Genomic DNA, 20,449 nt, shown 5'->3' with positions numbered 1-20,449 from the left:
CACCCGCCCAACCAGCGTTCGCCCTTCCAATACCACGCGACTCGATACGTTCGCGCGCTCGCAGTACACTTCAGCATTATGCATACAAAGACTCGTCACCTCCGAATCGTTACACCAGTCGCACCAGGTAAGGCATCCCGGACGCTCACGAAGACGTCGACCGGCATCGCTGCGGCCGTCGGCTTCGGTCTGCTGGCGATCGCGTTCGATCAACTCTGCGAAGTGTTCAAGCGCCGCGAGATGAAGCACTGCGAAGCGCTCTCCGATGGGGCCGCCCACATCGCCACGGCGCTGGCCGTCTCGATACCGGCCATGCCGTTCGTCGAGCACAAGGCTCGTCTGGCGGCCTTCGCAGCCCTGAGTGCCGTCGCTATCGATCTGGACCACCTCATCGCCGCGCGCTCGATGAAGCTCATTCCCAGCATGTCGATGCCGGAGCGACCGGCGTCGCACTCGCTGCTGACCGTCGGCATCGTGTCCTACACGGCCGAGCGCCTCTGGCCGGGCACGCAGAGCGGTCTGGCGCTGGCCCTGGGTCTCGGCTCGCACCTGCTGCGCGATCTGGCAACAGGTGGCGCGCCACTCTTCCTGCCGCGCCGGATCATCGAAGTGCCCCGACCGCCGGTCGCCACAGCGATGCTCACCCTCGGTCTGTTCGGACGCTGGTACGCCCGGCGCTTGCTCGATCCGTCGCGTCCACGCCGCTCGAATCCGTCCGTCCTCGCTCCCGAAGCGTTGGTCGTTGGTTCCCGTGCCATCAGAGCCATCCGGCGTCACGCCGCTGCCGCCTGACGCCGCCGGACGGCGCGGGCCTGTCTACGCCGTCATCGTCAACTACCGCACGCCGGATCTCACGGCAGCGGCAGTCAGGCATCTGCGCGCGAGCCTGCTGGACGACCGCGACCTGATCGTCTACATCGTCGACAACGGCTCGGGAGACGACAGCATCGAGCGCTTGCGCGCGAGCTGCCCGGACGCGATGCTGATCGCCTCACCGCGCAACCTCGGCTTCGCCGGCGGCAACAACCTCGCGCTGCGCGACATCCTGGCGACTGTCTCAGCGCAGGTCGATCGCGACGATACGTTCGTGCTGCTGCTTAATAGCGATGTCGAAGTCGAGCCGACGACGCTGCCGCGCTGTCTCGGCTTCCTGGACACGCACCCGGAGGCTGCGGTCGTCGGTCCGCGTCTGCTGCTGCCGGACGGCTCGCTCGATCTGGCCTGCCGCCGTGGCTTCCCGACACCGGCCCGCGCTTTCTGGAAGCTGACCGGCCTCGCCAAACGCTACCCGGACAACCCGCGCTTCACCGGCTACAACCTGACGCATCTCGACGAGATGGAGACAACCGAGGTCGATTCCGTCGTCGGTGCGTTCATGCTCATCCGCCTCAGCGCGATCGATCAGGCCGGGCTGCTGGACGACACGTTCTTCATGTACGGCGAGGATCTGGACTGGGCCTGGCGATTCAAGGCACGCGACTGGCGAGTCTATTACTACCCGGAAGCGGCGGCGTTGCATCTGAAGGGCGCAACGTCTCGGCGACAGTCGTATCGCATGCTCTATGAGTTCTACCGGTCGATGTGGCTGTTCCACCGCAAACATTACGCGCCGCGAACGAACAGGCTGCTAAACTGGCTCGTATTGGCGGGCATCGTCGCCCGCGGCGGGATCGCAATGGCGTCGAACGCGCTGCGCCCCGCCCACGCCAAGCGCGTCGCGTAGGTACGTCGAGCGCGCGGCGATCGACGAGAGACGGAGCAGGACCGGCATGGCGAAATCCGGCGCGCCATCAGCGCCTGTCGGGCAAATCCCGGCGGACGCGTCGGCGAAAGCGACCGAGATTCCTCGTCGGCGTGATGCCGCACGCCACGACCTGTTCGCCGTCGTCTCCGGCCTGACGCTTTTCCTTACCGACGCCATCGCCCTGGTCGTGGCCTTCTTCTGCGCCTACCAGTTGCGCGACATCGTCGGTATCCCCAACACCTTCAGCCACCCACCACGCGAAACATCAGCGCTGCTCATCTCGATCGCCACCGGCTCGATCCTGATCGTGCTGGCCATCAGCGGCAGCTACCGCCACCAGCGCGCCGCCTCACGGATGGATCAGGCCTACCGCATCATCAGCCAGGTCTCGCTGGGTCTCCTGCTGGCGATCGCTGCGACATCACTCGCACTCGGCGCGGATTTCATCTACTCACGCCAGATGGTCGCCTATGGCTGGGTCTTCGCCATCACTGGTGTGACCACCGGGCGCTTCGTCCACACCAGCATCATCGGGCGGCTCCGTGCGCGCGGCGTCGCCTCCGATCGCCTGCTGATCGTCGGGGCCGGATCCACAGGCCGGATGGTGCTGGACAAGATCCGCCGCTCACCGCAACTCGGCTACCAGGTCGTCGGCTTCGTGCGTCATGCGCCGATTGACGACGAGCTACCGACCGAGATCGACGGCATGCCGGTGCTGGGGATGACCAGTGATCTGGCGCAGATCGCCGACGAGCAAACTGTCGACGAGATCATCATCGCCCTCGCCGGCATCCCACACGAAGAGATCCTCGACATGATCTACGCCGTCACCGAGCTGCCGATCTCCGTGCGCGTCTACCCCGAGTCGTTCCGCCTGCTGACCAGCGACAGCATCAGCATCGGCGATCTGAATGGGCTGCCGACCGTCAGCGTCCGGCGCATCGGCCTGCGGCGCTTCGACCACACCGTCAAGCGCATCCTGGACATTGCTGTCAGCGCGACGGCGCTCATCGTCTTCGCCCCACTCATGCTGGTCATCGCACTCATCATCAAGCTCACCTCGCCCGGCCCGGTCTTCTTCGCCCAGGAGCGTGTCGGTCAGGACGGTCGCGCGTTCCAGTTGCTGAAGTTCCGCTCAATGCCGGTCGATGCCGAGGACGAGACCGGGCCAGTCTGGGCCGTGCCGGACGACCCGCGACCGACGCGCTTCGGGCGCTTCCTGCGGCGCTACTCGCTCGACGAGCTGCCGCAGTTCATCAACGTCCTGCTCGGCGAGATGAGCGTCGTCGGCCCGCGACCGGAGCGACCCTACTTCGTCGAGCAGTTCTCGCAGCTGATCCCGGCCTACATGGCCCGCCACCACGAGAAGTCCGGCGTGACCGGCTGGGCGCAGGTCAACGGCCTGCGTGGCGACACCTCGATCGAGGAGCGCACACGCTACGATCTGTATTATGTTGAGAATTGGTCGATCCTGTTCGACCTGAAGATCATCGTCAAGACGATCTTCCACATCTTTCGCTCCGACAGCAACGCCTACTGAATCGCGCCGACGACATCGGCTATGACGTCCTCGGCGGCCTCGATGCCGATCGAGAAGCGCAGCAGGCCCGGACTGACACCGATGGCAGCCAGCTGCTCGTCGGTCAGGTTGCGGTACGAAGTCGACGGGTGGTGCACGACCGTCGTCATCACGCCACCGAGCGTCTCAACGAACTGCACCAACCGCAGCCGATCGACCACACATCGCGCCGCAGCAGCCGTCCCGAGATCGACCGACAGCATGCTGCCGAAACCACCGCGCAGCACCCGGCAGGCGACCTCGTGCGTCGGGTCGGACGCCAACCCCGGATAGTGCACGCGCTGCACGGCAGGGAGCGGCTCCAGCGCCTCGGCCAGCGCCAGCGTCGTCGCGCTCGATCGACTCAGCCGCACGTCCATCGTCCGCAGACCGCGCAGACAGAGCCACGCTTCAAACGGCGCGCCAACACCACCAACCCGCACCGCCACATCGCGCACCGGCTCGACCAGCGCAGCCGGACCGACCACCGCGCCACCCGAGGCGTCGTTATGCCCGGCGATGAACTTCGTCGCTGAGTGGACGACCAGGCTCGCGCCCATGTCCAGTGGCCGACAGTGCAGCGGCGTGGCGAACGTGTTGTCAACGACGAGCGGCACGCCGGATATCTGCGCCAGCTCGGCCAGCGCCGGCAGATCGCTCGCCAGCATCGTCGGGTTGGCGATCGTGTCGACCCATAGCAGTGCCGGTTTCGGCTCGGCAGACAGCGCATCACGCACCGCCGCCATGTCCGCGACATCCACCCACGTCGTCTCGACGCCGAACCGCGCCATCTCGCCGTTGAGGATGCCGCGTGTGCCGCCGTAGACGCGATGGGCCGCGACGACCCGGCTGCCTGCCCGGGTCAACGCTAGTAGCACCGCGAAGATCGCGCTGGACCCATTCGTCGTCGCAACCCCCGCCTCAGCACCCTCCAGATCGGCGAGTGCCTGCTCCAGCTCACGGTGATTGGGCGTGCCGTAGCGGCCATAGATATACGCCGGAGCGCCGTTCTCATAGACGGCGTCGATCGTGGCGACATCGGGATAGACCCAGGCCGTCGTCTGAACGAGCGGCGGACTGACAGGTCGGGTTATCGAGCCGGCAGCATCAGCGGCGGCTCCGGCATGAACGACGCGAGTCTGCTCACGATCGGGCATCTGGCGGTCACTTTCGGTTGAAGCGCGGCACCTGGAGAATCCGCCACAGTCTAGCAGGCGATGGCACTGGTCACGATCATGTAGCATTGCCGACCATGACTAGACGTACACTCCTGACGCTACCCCGAATCATTCTCCTCCTGATGCTGGTTACGGCTCTGGCTGCCTGTAGCGGACCCGACTCTGCCGAATCGACAGATGGGACCGACGCCGCCAGCACCGCCACGACGGTCACGAGTGAGCCGACCGCACCGGGCGCAACCGGCGACACGACCGCGCCACCAACCCCCACAACGGACGCCAGCGGGGAAGAACCGACCGCGACAACAGAACCTGCAGCGGACCCAACCGAAACGACCGAACCAACCGCGACGGTCATCGAGCCGACCGCCACCACGGCGGTATCTGCCGGTGACGACACGGAAGGGCTGCTCCCAAATCATCGGATCATCTCGTTCTACGGACATCCCAATTCCGAGCAGATGGGCATCCTCGGCGAGTATTCGATTCCCGATCTGCACGCCAAGCTGGCCGAGCAGGCCGCTGCCTACGAAGCGGCTGATCCGTCGCATCCAACCGTGCTGGCGTTCGAGATGATCGCGACAGTCGCCCAGCCGTGGCCCGGCGACGACGGCACCTACGTCGCCTACTCCGGCGACGAGCTGATCCAGGACTACGTTGACTACGCGACCGCGCATGACATGATCGTCATCCTCGACCTGCAAATCGGCTGGGACTCGATCCCACACCAGATCGAGGTCATCCGCCACTGGCTGGAATTGCCGAACGTCCACGTCGCGCTCGACCCGGAGTTCTCGACCAAGGCCAACGAGACGGTCCCGAACGACCGGATACCGGGTGAGTTCATCGGCGAAGCAGACGGCAACGACATCCAGAAGGCCGTCGAGATGCTGTCGCAGATCGTCGCCGAGAAGCAGATCCCGTCCAAGATCCTGATCCTGCATCAGTTTGAGTCGGAGATGATCTTCAACAAGGATGCGATCACGCCGCTGCCGGGTGTCGACATCGTGCTCGACATGGACGGATTCGGCGGCCCGGACGCCAAGCTTGGCAACTACGATCACTTCGTGACGCAGGAGCTGATTGAGTACGGCGGCATCAAGCTTTTCTACCGCCAGGACGATCCACTCCTGACCCCCGAACAGATCGTCGCCCTCGACCCACCAGCGCTGGTCGTCATTTACCAGTAGCCCGCGATCCATCGGCACGCGTTTGACAACCGTGCCGATCTCGCTATGATTTCATATTGTCAGACAATCGGACAGAGCGAACTTGAGGCAGTGCGGTGACAGGTACCAGGCAGGCTATTCCCGACGATCGACGGACATTAACCAATCAGCTTGTTCGCCACCTGCGGCGTCAGATCATGCTGGGCGAACGACCACCGGGACAGCACCTCGGCGAGGTCGCACTGACCGAAGAGCTCGGTGTCAGCCGCAGCACCGTCCGCGAGGCGCTGCGTTGCCTCAAGGCCGAATACCTGATCGAGACGCGCGCTCATCGTGGCAGCGTCGTCGCCAGCCTTACGCCAGCCAAGGCGGTCGAAGCCTGCCGACTCCACGCGATGCTCGAATCCGAGTGCTTTCGGGGTCTGGCTGTCCCGATCCAGCCTGAGAATCGTCGACACCTGCTGGATCTGACCGATCGCATGCGCCAACTGTCGCTGCCGGCCAACGTCAACGAGTTCATCGAGCTGGACCACATGTTCCACAAGAGCATCGTGGACATGAGTGAACACAAGCTGGTCGGCAGCGTCTGGGCCAGTATCAATTCGCTCATCGGCATCATCCTCACGCTGTCCATCCGTTACATCGAGCTCGACCCTGACAACGTGGCCAACCGCCACGTCGTGATCGTTGACGCGCTCAGCGACCCCGCTGGATCGCGCGATCGCGCAATCGAGATCATCGACGACCACTATCAATCGCTCGCTCGCCTATTCAGCGAGAAGCAGGAAGAAGCGAAGGGGTAATTCATCAATTTATGTCGGACACAATGACCGCGACACGGTTCCCAATTCTGGGCGAGCTACAGCCCGGCACGACGCAGCGTCACGACGTGCAGCTGCCAGGCGCAGCCCTTGAGAACGAACGCTGGCCAGTGATCTCAGTTACTGGTGCGACACCGGGGCCAGTGATCTTTGTCAGCGCCGGCGTCCACGGCGGCGAGTACCCGGGTATCGAAACGGCAGTTCGGCTCGCCAACGCGCTCGATCCGAGCGAGCTGACCGGCACCGTTGTCATCATGCCGGTCGTGAACCTGCCCGCCTTCTGGAACCGGACGCCATTCATCTGCCCGGTCGACGGGCTCAACCCGAACCGCATGTTCCCCGGTGAGCCAGACGGCACGTACACCGAACAGCTCGTCCATGCGCTCACCGAAGAGTTCATCGCCCATGCCGATCTCTATATCGATCTGCATGGGGGCGACATGGTTGAGGCGCTGGTCCCGTTCTCAATCTGCCGCAAGAGCCCGGACACTGCCGACACGAAGGCGCGTGAGATTGCCGAGGTCTTCGGGCTGCCCTACCTGCTCGTCATCGACAAGCCGGTCCAGCCAGCGAAAGGCTCGATGAGCTTCGTCGCGGCCGCCGAGCGCGGTGTGCCCGGGATTATTGCCGAGGCCGGCGGCGTTGGACTGCTCGAAGAGGAGCCTGTCCGGCTGCTCACCGAGGGGCTTTATCGCGTGCTGAGCCACGAAGGGATGCTGCAGCGCGACGTTGCTCCAGCCAATGACGTAACGATCCTCACCAACTTCGAGTGGCTGTACTCAGCACAACCTGGCTTCTTCCATACCACTGTTGAAGTCGACGACGAGGTCGCAGAAGGTCAGCAGGTCGGCACGGTCGACTCGCTGTATGGCGACGCTCTCGAATCGATTGTCTCACCGGTTGACGGTCGGGTCCTGTTCCTGACCACCAGCCCGGCAGTCGGAGCCAACGGACTCCTGATGGGTATCGGCATCCGCGAGGATGCGTAAGGACGCCTGGCGTGAATCCACAGCGGAAGGACGGTGCGAGGAGGCTGAAACTAATCCACGCGCAACGACGTTCAATACGAGGGGGCGAGGTCCAACATGGCTGATTTAGAGCGACTGACTTCTTTGGGAATATCCCGACGTGCGTTCGTGCGTCTGGCCGGCGTGGCTGCTGCGCTACCCGTGATGGGCGGGCTGCTGGCAGCGTGCGGGGGCGACGACGATGATTCGGCGGATGGTGGCAGCAGCTCCGGCGGCGAGGCGACGACCGGCACTGGCGACGCGACCGCTGAGACCGGCGGCGAAGAGCCGACAGCGGGCGGCGAGCTGATCGTTGGGCTGGATTCCGAGCCACCGACGCTCGACCCGCACACATCACCCAGCGCCGTCTCGTTCATGATCACCAGCTCGGTGTCAGAATCACTCACGTTCCTCACCGAGGAGCGCGAGCTGAAGCCGTGGCTGGCTGAGTCGTGGGAAGCATCGACAGACGGAACCAGCTACACATTCAAGCTGCGCGAGGATGTGACCTTCCAGGACGGCTCACCGTTCAACGCGGAGAGCATCAAGGGCAACTTCGATCGCATCGTCGATCCCAACTTCCAGGCCGGCAGCGCTCTCGCGTCGCTGGCTGGCTACACCGGCACCGACACGCCCGATGAGTTCACCGCCGTCGTCAACTTCGAGGCACCGTACGCGCCGTTCCTGACCTATACGGCCGGCGCACCACTCGGCATTGTCTCGCTGAAGGCGGTCGAAGAGCTCGGTGACGACTTCGCGACGCAGATCGTCACAACCGGCCAGTTCAAGGTCGAGAGCTACACCGCCAAGGACAACGTCGCGCTTGTCCGCTGGGACGAGTACAACCGCCAGGCACCGTGGGCCGAAGCGGCAGGTCCTGCGCTGCTCGACCGGATCGTATTCAAGTTCATCCCGGAGAGCAGCACACGGGTCACGACCGTCGAGACCGGAGAGACTCAGTTGATCACCGGCGTACCAGCGCAGGATCTCGCCCGGCTTGAGGGCAACGGCGATCTCAGCGTGCAGAAGATGCTCTGGGGTGGCATTCCGCGCATCCTGATCCTGAACACGAGCATGGAGCCGACCGATGACGTCAACGTTCGTCGCGCGGTCAGCCTCGCCATCGACCGGCAGGCACTGGTCGACACCGTGTTCGCCGGCATCGGCGAAGTCTCGATCGGCATGCTGACGCGCGCGATGATCGACGACGAATCTCTATCGCAACCATACGACCCGGAGCAGGCGAAGCAGCTCCTGGAAGAGGCCGGTTGGACCGGCGATGGCACACGTGAGAAGGACGGCAAGAAGCTCTCATTCCTGTTGAATGTCATCGATGCAGGCTCGGGATCGCCGCCCGAGGCGCAGCTGATTCAGGCCAACTTGAACGACGTCGGATTTGATTGCCAGATCAAGGCGCAGGCTCGCGCACCGTGGTACGAGGACAACTACAACTGCGCCACCAACGGGCCGGTCATGTTCTTGCGGTCGGGTGACTACGATGGTCTCTACGCGATGTTCCATTCATCACTGATCGGCAAGAACTTCAACTTCGCCTGCCTCGACGATCCGGAGATCGACTCGATGCTGGAGCAGGGCCGCACCGAGACCGACCAGGCAGCGCGGCGCGCGCTCTACCTGGAGATCTGCCAGAAGCTGGCGGACATGGCCGTCGCGGCACCGTTGGTCGATGAATACGCCGTCTGGGCAGGCAAGAAGGAAGTCCAGGGGCTGATGTTCAACGGCTATACGTATCCGCAGTTCGGCCTGGTTTCGATCCAGTCTTAGACACAATCACCGCCCGACGTACTCGGGCACAAGGGGGAGCGGCACTGACGCCGCTCCCTGGGGGGCAGGGCTATGGGGAGATTTCTGATACAGCGGCTACTGTCGACGATTCCGGTCGTACTCGGCGTGTCGATCGCTGTCTTTGCCATGCTGCATCTTGTCCCCGGCGACCCGATCCAGATGATGCTCGGTGAGTTTCAAACGACACCCGAGCAGGTCGAGAAGCTGAAGGCGCAGCTCTACCTCGACAAGCCACTGCCGGAGCAGTACCTGCGCTTCGTGACCAATGCCGCGCAGGGCGACCTGGGGTACTCAATCCGCAGTAAGCGACCAGTGATGGACGAGATCCGCGACAACCTTCCGTCGACGATCGTGCTGACGTTGGCGGGACTTGCCATCGCCGTCGTCATCGGCATGACGCTCGGCATCGTCGCAGCAGTCAAGCAGAACACCTGGGCCGACCTCGCCGCGATGATCATGGCGATGCTTGGCGTCTCGATGCCCAGCTTCTGGCTCGGCTTGCTGCTGATATTCGGCTTCTCGCTCAAATTCAACTGGTTCCCCGCGACCGGCGGGGGAGACTTCAAACACCTTGTGTTACCGGCGGTGACGCTCGGCCTCGGCGCGTCCGCGATCATCGCGCGGCTCACCCGCTCGACGATGCTGGAGGTACTCCGCCAGGAGTACATCATCACGGCACGGGCAAAGGGCCTGCGCAACTCGGTCGTCATCATCCGCCACGCGCTACGCAACGCCATGATCCCGACGATCACCATCCTCGGGCTTCAGTTCGGGCAGCTCCTCGCCGGAACCGTGGTGATCGAGACCGTCTTCGGGCGGCCCGGCATCGGTCGCCTCATCGTTGCGGCAATCCTGGAGAAGGACTTCCCGCTCGTCCAGGGCATCGTCCTGTTCATTGCGCTCGCCTATGTCCTGATCAATCTTCTCGTCGACGTGCTGTACGCGGTGCTCGACCCACGCATTTCGATTGGGGTAACGATCCATGGAAGAGGTGAGTACAGCACCAGCGACCGCAACGCGGGCATGCAGGTGACCCGCGCCAAGCGCCCCAACCTGTTCGCCCGGTTGCGGCGCAGCAAGGTCGCCGTCGCCGGTTTCGTCGCGCTCCTGATCCTGGTGATCATGGCTGTGGCTGCGCCGATCATCAGCCCGTATGAGCCGAACGCCGTTGCGCCGAAGGACGCATTGCTGGCGCCGTCCGGGACGCATCTGTTCGGTACCGACCAGTACGGTCGTGACGTCTTCAGCCGGGTTGTCTATGGCACTCGGCTATCGCTCATGGTCGGCTTCATCTCGGTCACGATCGCGGTCGTCATCGGCACCCTGATGGGCCTGATCGCCGGCTACTATGGCCGCTGGACCGACACAATCATCATGCGCTTCGTTGACATCATGCTAGCGTTCCCGGGCATCCTGCTGGCCCTGGCGCTCGTCAGCATCCTCGGCCCGAGCCTGCCGAACCTGATGATCGCCGTCGGCATCTCGTCGGTGCCGGCCTATGCCCGCATCGTGCGCAGCTCGGTGCTGTCTGCGCGCGAGAACGTCTACGTCGATGCAGCCCGCGTCGTTGGTGCGACCGACGGTGTCATCATGCGCCGCCACGTGCTGCCCAACGTCGTCGCGCCGGTGATCGTGCTGGCCACACTCGGCACCGCGTCGGCCATTCTCTGGGCAGCGTCGCTGAGCTTCCTTGGCCTGGGCAGCCAGCCTCCGACACCAGAGTGGGGTCGCATGCTGTCCGAGGGACGCAACTACCTGCGCGAACAGTGGTGGATCGCGACCTTCCCCGGCATTGCCATCATGGTGACCGTCCTGGCCATGAATCTGCTCGGCGACGGTCTGCGTGACACGCTCGACCCGCGACAGCAAATCCGCGCCTGAGGTGCCCGCTTCCTGAGCTTTGAGAGGAATCAGTACGAGTGAAGAGGTTGAAGTGAGCAAGATCATTCTGACGCCCGCGACCGTCATCGACGGCACAGGCTCAGCGCCGCTGGCCGGGCAGGCAATCACGATCGAGGGCGATCGCATCACGCAAGTCGCACCGGTCGGCGACCTCAGTGCCGCCGACCGCACCGCTGCGATCGACCTCCCCGGCAAGACGGTCATCCCCGGCCTGATCAATAACCACGTCCACCTCGTCCTGCCGGGCGACAACACGCCGTTTGTGCCGTGGATCGATCTGCAGTCCGACGCCAGCCTGGCCCTGATGGCGACGCACAATATCCAGACATCGTTGCGCGCAGGCGTCACGACCGTGCGCGACTGCGGCGGCCGCAGAGAGGTCATCCTCGATGTACGCAACGCTCGTGCGGCCAACCTGATCGACGGCGCAGGCATCATCGCTTGCGGCTGGACGCTCACCATCACCGGCGGGCACACGCGACAGTTCGGCGGCGAGGTGGATGGCGAAATCAACCTGGCTCGCGCCGTTCGCGAGGTCATCTCGCGCGGCGCGGACTACGTGAAGGTGATGGCGGCCGGCGGCGGGACACCCGGCACATTCTCGCAATACCCCAGCTTCACCGAATCGGAACTTCGCGCCATTGTCGAAACCGCCCACGGGCTGGGCAAGCTCGTCTGCGCCCACTGCATCGCAACCGCATCGATCGAGAACGCGATCAACGCTGGTGTCGACCTGATCGAGCACGCTTCGTTCTACGGATCGAACCTGATCCCGCAGATCGACGAGCGCGTCGCAGAGAAGCTCGCGGCGTCCGGCATTCCGGTCACGCCAACGCTGCAGGTCAACCGCGATCTGGTCGATCTGCTCGACGAGGGTGACGAGCGCTCGATGTGGCAGCGGCGGCAGGAGACGCAGCGCGAGATCGTCCACAAGCTCCAGGAGCTCGGCGTGCCGCTGCTGGCCGGCTCCGATGCCGGTTGGCGAGCCACGGCGTTCGACACGTTCTGGAAGGAGCTCGACGAGTTGGTGGCTTGCGGGCTGCGACCGGTCGATGCGATCCACGCCGCAACCGGTGCCGTCACTGCTGCGCTCGGTTATGACGACTTCGGGACGATCCTGGCTGGCCAACGCGCCGATGTCGTCGTCGTTGACGGCGATCTGGCGAGCGACATCGCGGCGCTGCAGCAGGTCGAGATGGTCATTCAGCACGGCCAGATCGCCCACGAGCGATCCGCGCAGGCATAGAACACCGATCTTCGAAATGCCAAGCGGGCGGGGAAATTCTCCCCGCCCGCGACTCTCGTACTCGAATATCCCTACTCGCTCGGCGGCAGGTGCGTGCGGCCGGCCTGCGAGCCGCCGTTGACGCCCCAGACAGCCCCGCTGACCCACTCCGTCTCGTCACCACACAGGAACGCAACGGTGTTGGCGATGTCCTCCGGCCGGCCGGTCCGCCGCAGCGGGATGCCGTTCAGCAGCGTGGTGACGTACTCGTGCGTTCCCTCCGGCACCGGCTGCGCGAGCACCTCGTCGAGGATCAGGCCGGGCGCGACCGCATTCACGCGGATGCCGTAGGGGCCAAGCTCGATTGCCAGCACCTTGGTCAGCATCTCCAGCGACGCCTTCGAGCCGCAGTAGTGCGATCCACCGGTCCGCGCCGACGTGCCCGCGCCGGACGAGATATTGACGATCGATCCTTTGACTTCCTGCTCGATCATGTGCCGCGCGATCTCGCGGCTGAGGATGAACGGGCCGCGCAGGTTCACGGCATAGACCAGATCCCATTCGTCGGTCGACATGTTGACGACCTGCCGGTTGGGGAAGATACCGGCGCAGTTCACCAGCCCATCAATCTGCCCAGCCGCCGCAATCGCCTCGGACGCCAACCGCTTCAAGTCGTCCTCGCTCGTCAGGTCAGCGACGATCGCCGTGACGTCGTCCCTGCCGCCAAGCGCGGACTCCAGGCGCTCGCCATCGTGGTCGGTCGCAATAACATTCACCCCCTGGCTGGTCAGCTTCTCGACGATCGCGTGGCCGATCCGACCGGTCGTGCCGGTCACAAGAATGTTCTTTGCTGTCATAGCGTTTCCTCTCTGCCTCATTAGCCTCTGCGCAGTATCGCGGCGATAGGCCATGCCCGCAACGCCCCGGGGGGTGCTATGGTGTGCGCCGCACAGACGGGTATCTTCGACCGGTTCGGAAATGGAGCAACGTGATGGGGATCTCACCGCAGGCGGCAGCGCTGCACAAGCGCGCCATCGTCATCGACGGGCACAGCGACATCCTGCTGCCAGTGCTAAAGGGGATCACCACACTCACCGAACCGTTCGATCGCGACGCACACGGACAATCAGCCGCCCGAGTGACGCGCAATCTGGAGAATGTCCCCTACCAACTCGATCCAGAGGCCATGCTGAACGCACCGGCCGGCCAGTACGAGCTGCCGCTGCTGGAGCAGGGCGGCATCACCGCGCAGTGCGTCGCGCTCTTCCTGCCGGATGACATGCTCGATACGGCGCTCGAATCGGCGCTTGAGATGGTCGCAGCGCTGCATCGCGCGGTCGCTGAGCACAGCGACCGCTGCCTGCTGGCAACCACGACCGCCGATATCCGCCGGGCGAAGGCCGACGGCAAAGTTGCCTACGTTCTGACGATGGAGGGTGCCGAACCCATCGGGCACCGCATCGACCTGCTCGATGTGTTCGCCCTGCTTGGTCTGCGGATGACGACGCTGACGCACAGCCGCCGCAACGTGCTGGCCGACGGCACCCAACAGGACATCGCGACCGGCGGCCTCACTGTCCTCGGCAAGCGCGCCGTCGATCGATGCCAGGAGCTCGGCATCGTCGTCGATGTCGCGCACCTCTCCGACCGCGGCTTCTGGGATGTCATCGAGCGCGCCACGCAGCCGGTCGTCTGCTCACACACCAGCGTGCTGCATCCATCGCCGGGCTATCGCGCCCCGTGGGACGAGCAGAACGCAACCTACGGCATGAGCAAGGCCGAGGCGATTGCGAAGTCAGGCGGGCTGATCGGCATCGTCTTCTGGAGTATGGCCGACACCGCCGAGCTGGTGCGTGAAGCCGACGCAATCGTCGCCCAGACCGGCATCGACCACGTCGCGCTGGGCACCGACTTCTTCGGCTTCCGCGATGCGCCGCAGGACATCCAGCACATCGGCGAGCTACCGGCCCTGACCGACGCGCTGGTGCGCAGCGGCTACGACGACGAGGCGATTCTCAAGCTGCTGGGCGAGAACTGGATGCGGGTCTTCGACGCCTGCTGGCACTAGCTGTCTGCGGCGTCCTTCTCGCTGGCTCGGCGACGGCGCGGCTTGGCGGCCTCTTCCTCCGCCAGCGCGCGGCGCAGGATCTTGCCCGAAGCGCTCTTCGGCAACTCCTCGCGGAACTCGATCTGGCGCGGCACCTTGTACTTCGCCAACCGCTCGCCGCAGAACTGCAGGACCTCCCGCCGCTCCAGCGTCTCGCCCGGCTTGACGGCGATGAACGCCTTGACGACCTGCCCGCCGACCGCGTGTGGAACACCGACGACGGCAGCGTCAGCGATCTTGGGGTGCGTGTAGAGCACCTCCTCGATCTCCCGCGGATAGATGTTCTCGCCGCCGGTGATGATAACGTCCTTCTGCCGATCGACGATCTGGAAGTAGCCGTCCTCATCCATGACACCGACGTCGCCGGTATAGAGCCAGCCATCCTCGGAGAGCACGGCGGCGGTATCCTCCGGCCTGTGCCAGTAGCCCTGCATCACCTGAGGACCACGCACCGCGATCTCACCGCGCTCGCCTATCGGCACTGGCTCGCGGGTCTCCAGATCGACAACGCGCGCCTCAGTGCTGGGCAGCGGCATGCCGATCGTGCCGATCCGCGAGCGGCCGTCCAACGGATTGGCGTGCGTCACCGGAGATGCCTCGGAGAGCCCGTAGCCCTCGACCAGGTGTCCGCCGGTCAGCTCCTCGAAGCGCTGCTGAATAGCGAGAGGCAGCGGCGCACCGCCACTGATGCAGTACTGGATCGAGCGCATCGACTCCTGCCGCTCCGGATTGCGATCGACCGCGCCGATGATGGCGCTGTAGAGTGTCGGCACGCCCGGCAACCCGGTCGGCTGGTAGCGCTTGATCTGCTCCATCACGTCGGCGATCTCGAAGCGTGGCACGAGAACCGTCGTCGCGCCGATGTAGGCCGCGATGTGCAGGCAGAGCGTGACACCATAGGAATGGAAGAACGGCAGAATCGAGAGGATCGTCTCCTCGCCCTCCTTCAGATCCCGCACCCAGGCGCGGACCTGCAGGACGTTCGCAACGAGGTTGCGATGCGTCAGCACGGCAGCCTTCGGCAGACCGGTCGTGCCACCCGTGTACTGGAAGGCGGCGATCGCGCTCGGTTCGATCGGCACCATCGGGTCGCGATTGGACGCGCCCTTCAGCATGGCCCGCAAGCTCTCGATGCCGCGCGCCGAATCGAACGGCACCGAGATCATCTCCTTGCGGTACTTCAATGGGTAGAGCAGGCGCTTCACCGTCGGCAGGAAGTCCTGCGGGCCGGTCATGATGGCCCGCTCGATGACGCCTTGCTCGATCAGCGGAGCAATCCGATCCCAGACGCGGTCGAGCGCGACAACGATCTTCGCGCCGGAGTCGGTCGCCAACTGCGCGATCTCGCGCTCGACCAGCAGCGGCGAGAGCGCCGCCACCACTCCGCCGGCCTTCATCGTGCCGAGGTGGACGATTGGGTACTGCGGCATGTTGGCCAGCACCACCAAAACGCGATCGCCCGGCTGAAAACCGCGCTCGATCAGCCGGTTCGCAAACGCCGACGACAGTCGATCGATCTCCCGGAAGGTCAGGTGTCGACCGTAGTAGGTGAACGCAACACGCTCCGGGTAGCGGGATGCCGCGTGACGAATCAGATCCGGCACCGTCTGATCGGTCGACTCAATGTCCGCCGGCACACCACTCGGGTAGTTCCGCAGCCACGGGCGCGCCGCGTATGGATCGTCGATACCTGCTTCGATTGTCGAATCCAGGTGTTGCTGGTTCATGACCCCACCTCACCGTCACACCTGCCGTCGTTGGGCGAACCGGCGCAGAGCGAAGCAAGTCTGGAATCGATGCGCTCCGCTCTGCGCAATTGTCGGCAATCCTACATGCCGCGTCCCGCAATCATCCTGCATTCACGATTGTGATCGGCTCGAACTCATCGGCCGGCTGGAAGCCGAACACGTAGCCGTAGAACGCCAGCTCCGCCTCCAGTGTCCTGCGAATGTTCTCGGCCCGCCGGAATCCGTGCTGCTCACCCTCGAACGCCAGGTAGGCGTACGGCAGCCCCTTGCGGTCGAGCGCCGCCACCATGTCTTCGGCTTGCGACGGCGGCACAACCTTGTCCTCCAGCCCTTGGAAGATGATCATTGGTGCCGCCAGCTGATCCGTGTGGTGGACCGGCGAGCGCGCGTAGTACGTCTCGATCGCCTCCGGATACGGACCGATCAGGCCATCAAGGTAGCGCGACTCGAACTTGTGCGTGTCCTTCGTCATCGTCTCGAGATCGGCGATGCCGAAGTGGCTGGCTCCAGCCGCAAACACATCAACGAACGTCAGCGCCGCCAGCGTCGTGTAGCCACCAGCACTACCACCACGGATCGCCATCCGCCCGCGATCCACCAGCCCCTGATCGGCCAGATATCCCGCCGCATTGGCGCAGTCGTCGACATCGACAATGCCCCAGTTGTCCTTCAGTCGCTCGCGATACTCACGCCCGTAGCCGGTGCTGCCGCCGTAGTTCACATCCACAACCGCGAAGCCACGGCTGGTCCAGTACTGAATCGACAGGTTCAGCACGCCGCTCGTCGCGCCGGTCGGGCCACCATGGCTGAAGACCAGCAGCGGCGGCAGTTCCCCAGCCGGTGCCTCGACATCGTCGTTGTGCGGCGGGTAGTAGAGAGCGTGCGCGGTCTTGCCGCCGGTCGTTGGGAACTCGATTGGCTGCGCCGGGGACAGGTATGCCGACCCAATCTCAACCGACGCGGCACGGCGAATAGCATCCACCGTTGCTCCACCGCCGGACAGATCAATGACCGCAACCGAGCTCGCCGCCAGCGGCCCACCGCCGATAACAGCGATGCGATCGCCACCGTCCGCGTCAATGCTGGCGAACCCGGTGAACGGCGTCTCGATCTCACGGACACCGTCCGCATCCGGCTCGATAATGCCGAGGTGATGCAAGCCGTTCTGCGCGTAGATGCAGGCGATGCGACCGCCGGAGATGAAGCCGTACTGCCCGGCGTCCAGCGACCAGGCCGGGCCGCCGAACTCAGCTTCCATCGGCGCGAGCGCGACGAGGCTATCGCCGTCCAGCCGGTAGAGATTCCACCAGCCGGTCCGGTCAGAGACGAAATGCAGCACACCCTCCGGCGACCACTCCGGCTGATAGATCGATTCCGATGGGCCACCGGCGATCTTCCGGACGTTCGCGACCGAGCCGTCCTCCGCCAGTTCAGCCACCATCAGCTCGGTGTCGTCCCACGGCATGTTCGGGTGATCCCACTCGACCCAGGCGAGCTGCCGCCCATCCGGACTCAATCGCGGGAAGGCGTAGAAATCCCGGCCACTCGCCAGCACGATCGGCTCACCGGAACCATCTGCCGCCAGCGAGACGATCTCATTGACTGCCTCGCCCTCCTCCGCGTGTCGCTCGCGAACGCAGACGATGCGGCGGCGGTCCGGCGATACCCGCATGTCGGCGTACCGCAGGCCGGACGGCACCTCCGGATCTGGCGAGATCGCAATCGGGTCGTCGCCGCGATCCTGCCGATACAGCTGCTGATCGACGAAGTTCGTGAACAGCACCACGCCATCGGCGATCGCGTACGACGCCCCGCCATACTCGTGCACCCGCGTCCGGGCGTTCGTCTCAGCCGGCGTCATGTCCGCAATCTGACCCTGCGCGTCCCGCCGAACGACGACGTAGCGACCACCCTCGGTCGGTCGCGACTCCAGCCAGTAGACCTCGTCACCGTGCAACGTCACCTCACTCAGCCGGATCGAGCCGCTGGCAATCAGATCCGCCGTGATCGGCGATGTCCAGGCACCGTATGGCGCGGTCACTCGGTCAGTCATTCAGGCTCCTCCTCGTGTATTGAATCGACACTGAGTTCGATGAGATTGCCGTCCGAATCGCGAATAGAGAAGTTCGCAGCCCACCTCGTGCAGATTGATCGTCAGTTGGCCAAAGGCTAGCGCGTGACGGCCAGCGCCAAACTCAACCGCTGTCATGCCGAGTGCGACCCGATTGAACGCTATCGTACGGCCAATGTCGGCCACCGTAAGCACCAGATGGTCCAGCCGCTGGATATCAGGTGCCGTCGCTACCGTCGTCACCCCGCCCATCGCTCGCGGGAACTTTTCCAGCGCCCGGGTCGTCATCAGACCAGCGATCACGTTCCGGCGGGCAGATTGCGTTGCCGGACGTGGAAGGAGACTATAGCGCGATGACCCTTCGTCCACACCATATCCTGACAGCCTTGTTCATCTTGCTACTCGCCGCCTGCGGTGGATCGGCAGACTCCACCGCCACGACCGCGCCGCAAACCGAACCCGCCGCCACCGAAACCGTAGCAGTCGCCCCGCCAACCGCTGATCTGCCGACCGCCACCGCGCAGCCCGAACCATCGGCAACCAACACCGCGGAGCCAGCCCCGACACTCACGCCTATCTCCAGCAACTCCGCCGACGCGGACAATGCGCAGCCAGGCTACCTGGACGACCGCAGCACGCCGGTTGCCGTCCTCGAATCCCTCTACAACGCGATCAACTCGAAGCAGTACGCACGTGCCTACTCGTACTGGGAGGAATCGAACGATCTCGCTCCGTTCGACCAATTCTCGGCCGGCTACGCCGATACCGATCAGGTCGAGCTAACGACCGGCGACGTGAACACCGGCGCAGCGGCCGGGAACCGGTACTACGGCGTGCCGGTCATCCTGCACGTCTCCCAGACTGACGGCAGCCAACAGATCTTCGCCGGCTGCTACACACTCCACCTCGCCCAGCCCGACATCCAGGCCGCGCCACCCTTCCACCCAATGGCCATCCAGCGCGGCGACCTCCAACAGGTCAATAGTGATGCCGACGCGCGCGCGATACTGGAGCAGGGATGCCAGGAAGCCAGGTAGAGTAGCGGGGCCTGGATGACACTTTCCGAAGCTGGTACACAAGCCCTGCATAGCCAAAACCTTCGCTCGGCTTGTGTCGTAGAATGCATTCACGAAAGAATCACTTCTGTTTGCACGCGAAAGTGATCGTCAGGTGCGACGCTTACTCGTTCTGGCATGTTCGCAACGCAAGCGATTGGACAGCGACCCGGTTCCCGCGCTGGAGCGCTACGATGGGCCCGCCTTCCGAATTGTGCGCCGGTATCTCACCATGACAGATGACAGAAATCTGGATATCCGCGTTCTCTCGGCGAAGTACGGCCTCATTCATTCCGATCTCCGAATCGATCACTACGATCAGAAAATGACGGAGGATCGAGCACGAGAAGTGTCCGCTGCCGTCATGAAGAAGATGCATCAGCTGCTTCGGTCGAATGAGAATTACGATGCACTGTTTTACGGAGGTCGCCTGTATCGGATGACAATACAGCCCGCGATTGATCTGGGCCAGATTCGCGCAACAAGCGGAAGCCTGGGCCAACAGCTCTCTCAAATGCGAGCATGGCTGTATGGAGACCACATCTGTCATCACCAACCAGGTACGTCCACATCGCGGTCGCAGGTTCGCTTACGCAAACACATCGTCACCATCACGCCTGATGAAGCGCGACGACAAGTACAAGCCCTTATTGCGAATCCAGCCAAGCAAGTCCCTGCGTTAGCGACATGGTTCGCAATTGTAGACGGACAGAAACTGCCAGCGAAGTGGCTCGTGTCACGACTCACAGGAATCCCGGTAGCCGAGTTCGTGACCTCAGACGCTCTACGCGTACTCTCCCAGCTTGGTATCCAGACCGGACGAGTCGAATGAGCCAGCGTCATCGCCCCAACGACTGGTCGACCGAGTCCGGTGTCCGCGACGACCTTCAGCGACAGCCACACCTTTACTTCAAGTTGGCCGAGAACGCATTGCTTGTCGCAGAGAACTTGCGCGACAATTACTTCCACAACACCGCCCTGTTCGTGCAGAAGCTTCGCCAGAAGATCATAGAGTCAGAACGTGTTGGCGAGTCCCCCATTTTGGAGATCAGATCGTG

16 protein-coding genes are annotated in these 20,449 nt (G+C 64.0%); 12 read left to right on the top strand and 4 right to left on the bottom strand.

Annotated elements, in window-relative coordinates; all coding sequences use genetic code 11:
- The first annotated feature begins 78 nt into the window (after window positions 1-78).
- Genes M9890_05235 through M9890_05225 form a run of 3 tightly spaced genes read left to right on the top strand, consistent with a single transcriptional unit; the run spans window position 79 to window position 3,284 of the window.
- Window positions 79-792 (top strand): metal-dependent hydrolase, encoded by a 714-nt coding sequence (locus M9890_05235; protein ID MCO5176364.1) that lies wholly within the window; start codon window positions 79-81, stop codon window positions 790-792.
- Entirely contained in the window at window positions 752-1,723 is a 972-nt protein-coding gene (locus M9890_05230) for a glycosyltransferase family 2 protein (GenBank protein MCO5176363.1), read from the top strand. The genes M9890_05235 and M9890_05230 overlap by 41 nt, the downstream gene beginning before the upstream one ends.
- Window positions 1,724-1,769: 46 nt before the next feature.
- On the top strand, window positions 1,770-3,284 hold the full coding sequence (locus tag M9890_05225) for an undecaprenyl-phosphate glucose phosphotransferase (GenBank protein MCO5176362.1): 1,515 nt from the start codon (window positions 1,770-1,772) through the stop codon (window positions 3,282-3,284).
- Here the strand turns inward: M9890_05225 and M9890_05220 are convergent.
- Window positions 3,278-4,459 carry an aminotransferase class I/II-fold pyridoxal phosphate-dependent enzyme gene (locus M9890_05220; GenBank protein ID MCO5176361.1) on the bottom strand — a complete coding sequence of 394 codons (1,182 nt, stop codon included), beginning with the start codon at window positions 4,457-4,459 and terminating at the stop codon, window positions 3,278-3,280. The genes M9890_05225 and M9890_05220 overlap by 7 nt on opposite strands.
- Before the next feature lie 95 nt (window positions 4,460-4,554).
- Here M9890_05220 and M9890_05215 point away from each other — a divergent pair, with 95 nt between their 5' ends.
- The 6 genes from M9890_05215 (at window position 4,555) to M9890_05190 (ending at window position 12,431) form a co-directional block, all read left to right on the top strand.
- The gene (locus tag M9890_05215; GenBank protein ID MCO5176360.1) at window positions 4,555-5,670 is read left to right on the top strand and encodes a hypothetical protein; all 1,116 of its coding nucleotides are present in this window, start codon (window positions 4,555-4,557) and stop codon (window positions 5,668-5,670) included.
- Between the two features lie 95 nt (window positions 5,671-5,765).
- The gene (locus M9890_05210; GenBank protein ID MCO5176359.1) at window positions 5,766-6,452 is read left to right on the top strand and encodes a GntR family transcriptional regulator; all 687 of its coding nucleotides are present in this window, start codon (window positions 5,766-5,768) and stop codon (window positions 6,450-6,452) included.
- A 23-nt stretch (window positions 6,453-6,475) separates the two neighbouring features.
- Window positions 6,476-7,459: a M14 family metallopeptidase gene (locus M9890_05205; GenBank protein ID MCO5176358.1), complete on the top strand. Its 984-nt coding sequence runs from the start codon at window positions 6,476-6,478 to the stop codon at window positions 7,457-7,459.
- 96 nt (window positions 7,460-7,555) lie between these two features.
- Window positions 7,556-9,262: an ABC transporter substrate-binding protein gene (locus tag M9890_05200; GenBank protein ID MCO5176357.1), complete on the top strand. Its 1,707-nt coding sequence runs from the start codon at window positions 7,556-7,558 to the stop codon at window positions 9,260-9,262.
- 72 nt (window positions 9,263-9,334) lie between these two features.
- Window positions 9,335-11,164: an ABC transporter permease subunit gene (locus M9890_05195; protein MCO5176356.1), complete on the top strand. Its 1,830-nt coding sequence runs from the start codon at window positions 9,335-9,337 to the stop codon at window positions 11,162-11,164.
- A 52-nt stretch (window positions 11,165-11,216) separates the two neighbouring features.
- Window positions 11,217-12,431, top strand: coding sequence for an amidohydrolase family protein (locus M9890_05190; GenBank protein ID MCO5176355.1), 1,215 nt, complete (start codon window positions 11,217-11,219; stop codon window positions 12,429-12,431).
- A 71-nt stretch (window positions 12,432-12,502) separates the two neighbouring features.
- Here the strand turns inward: M9890_05190 and M9890_05185 are convergent, their stop codons facing one another.
- Entirely contained in the window at window positions 12,503-13,267 is a 765-nt protein-coding gene (locus M9890_05185) for an SDR family oxidoreductase (protein MCO5176354.1), read from the bottom strand.
- Between the two features lie 134 nt (window positions 13,268-13,401).
- Between M9890_05185 and M9890_05180 the strand changes: the two genes are divergently transcribed.
- The gene (locus M9890_05180; protein ID MCO5176353.1) at window positions 13,402-14,478 is read left to right on the top strand and encodes a dipeptidase; all 1,077 of its coding nucleotides are present in this window, start codon (window positions 13,402-13,404) and stop codon (window positions 14,476-14,478) included.
- On the opposite strand, the gene M9890_05175 is transcribed toward M9890_05180, so the two are convergent.
- Together M9890_05175 and M9890_05170 are read right to left on the bottom strand one after the other, a co-directional pair.
- On the bottom strand, window positions 14,475-16,244 hold the full coding sequence (locus M9890_05175; GenBank protein MCO5176352.1) for a long-chain fatty acid--CoA ligase: 1,770 nt from the start codon (window positions 16,242-16,244) through the stop codon (window positions 14,475-14,477). The genes M9890_05180 and M9890_05175 overlap by 4 nt on opposite strands.
- 121 nt (window positions 16,245-16,365) lie before the next feature.
- Complete coding sequence (locus tag M9890_05170; protein MCO5176351.1) at window positions 16,366-18,318, bottom strand: S9 family peptidase; 1,953 nt, start codon at window positions 18,316-18,318, stop codon at window positions 16,366-16,368.
- A 371-nt stretch (window positions 18,319-18,689) separates the two neighbouring features.
- On the opposite strand from M9890_05170, the gene M9890_05165 reads away from it, so the two are divergent.
- Both M9890_05165 and M9890_05160 read left to right on the top strand, forming a co-directional pair.
- On the top strand, window positions 18,690-19,373 hold the full coding sequence (locus M9890_05165; GenBank protein MCO5176350.1) for a hypothetical protein: 684 nt from the start codon (window positions 18,690-18,692) through the stop codon (window positions 19,371-19,373).
- A gap of 846 nt (window positions 19,374-20,219) precedes the next feature.
- A partial coding sequence (locus tag M9890_05160) for a hypothetical protein (GenBank protein ID MCO5176349.1) occupies window positions 20,220-20,449 on the top strand: 230 nt, incomplete at its 3' end.

It is taken from the genome of Thermomicrobiales bacterium (genome assembly GCA_023954495.1).
In the GTDB taxonomy this organism is placed as follows: domain Bacteria; phylum Chloroflexota; class Chloroflexia; order Thermomicrobiales; family CFX8; genus JAMLIA01.
Note: the sequence above shows the minus strand (reverse complement) of the source record. Positions and strands in the feature narration are given on the sequence as shown.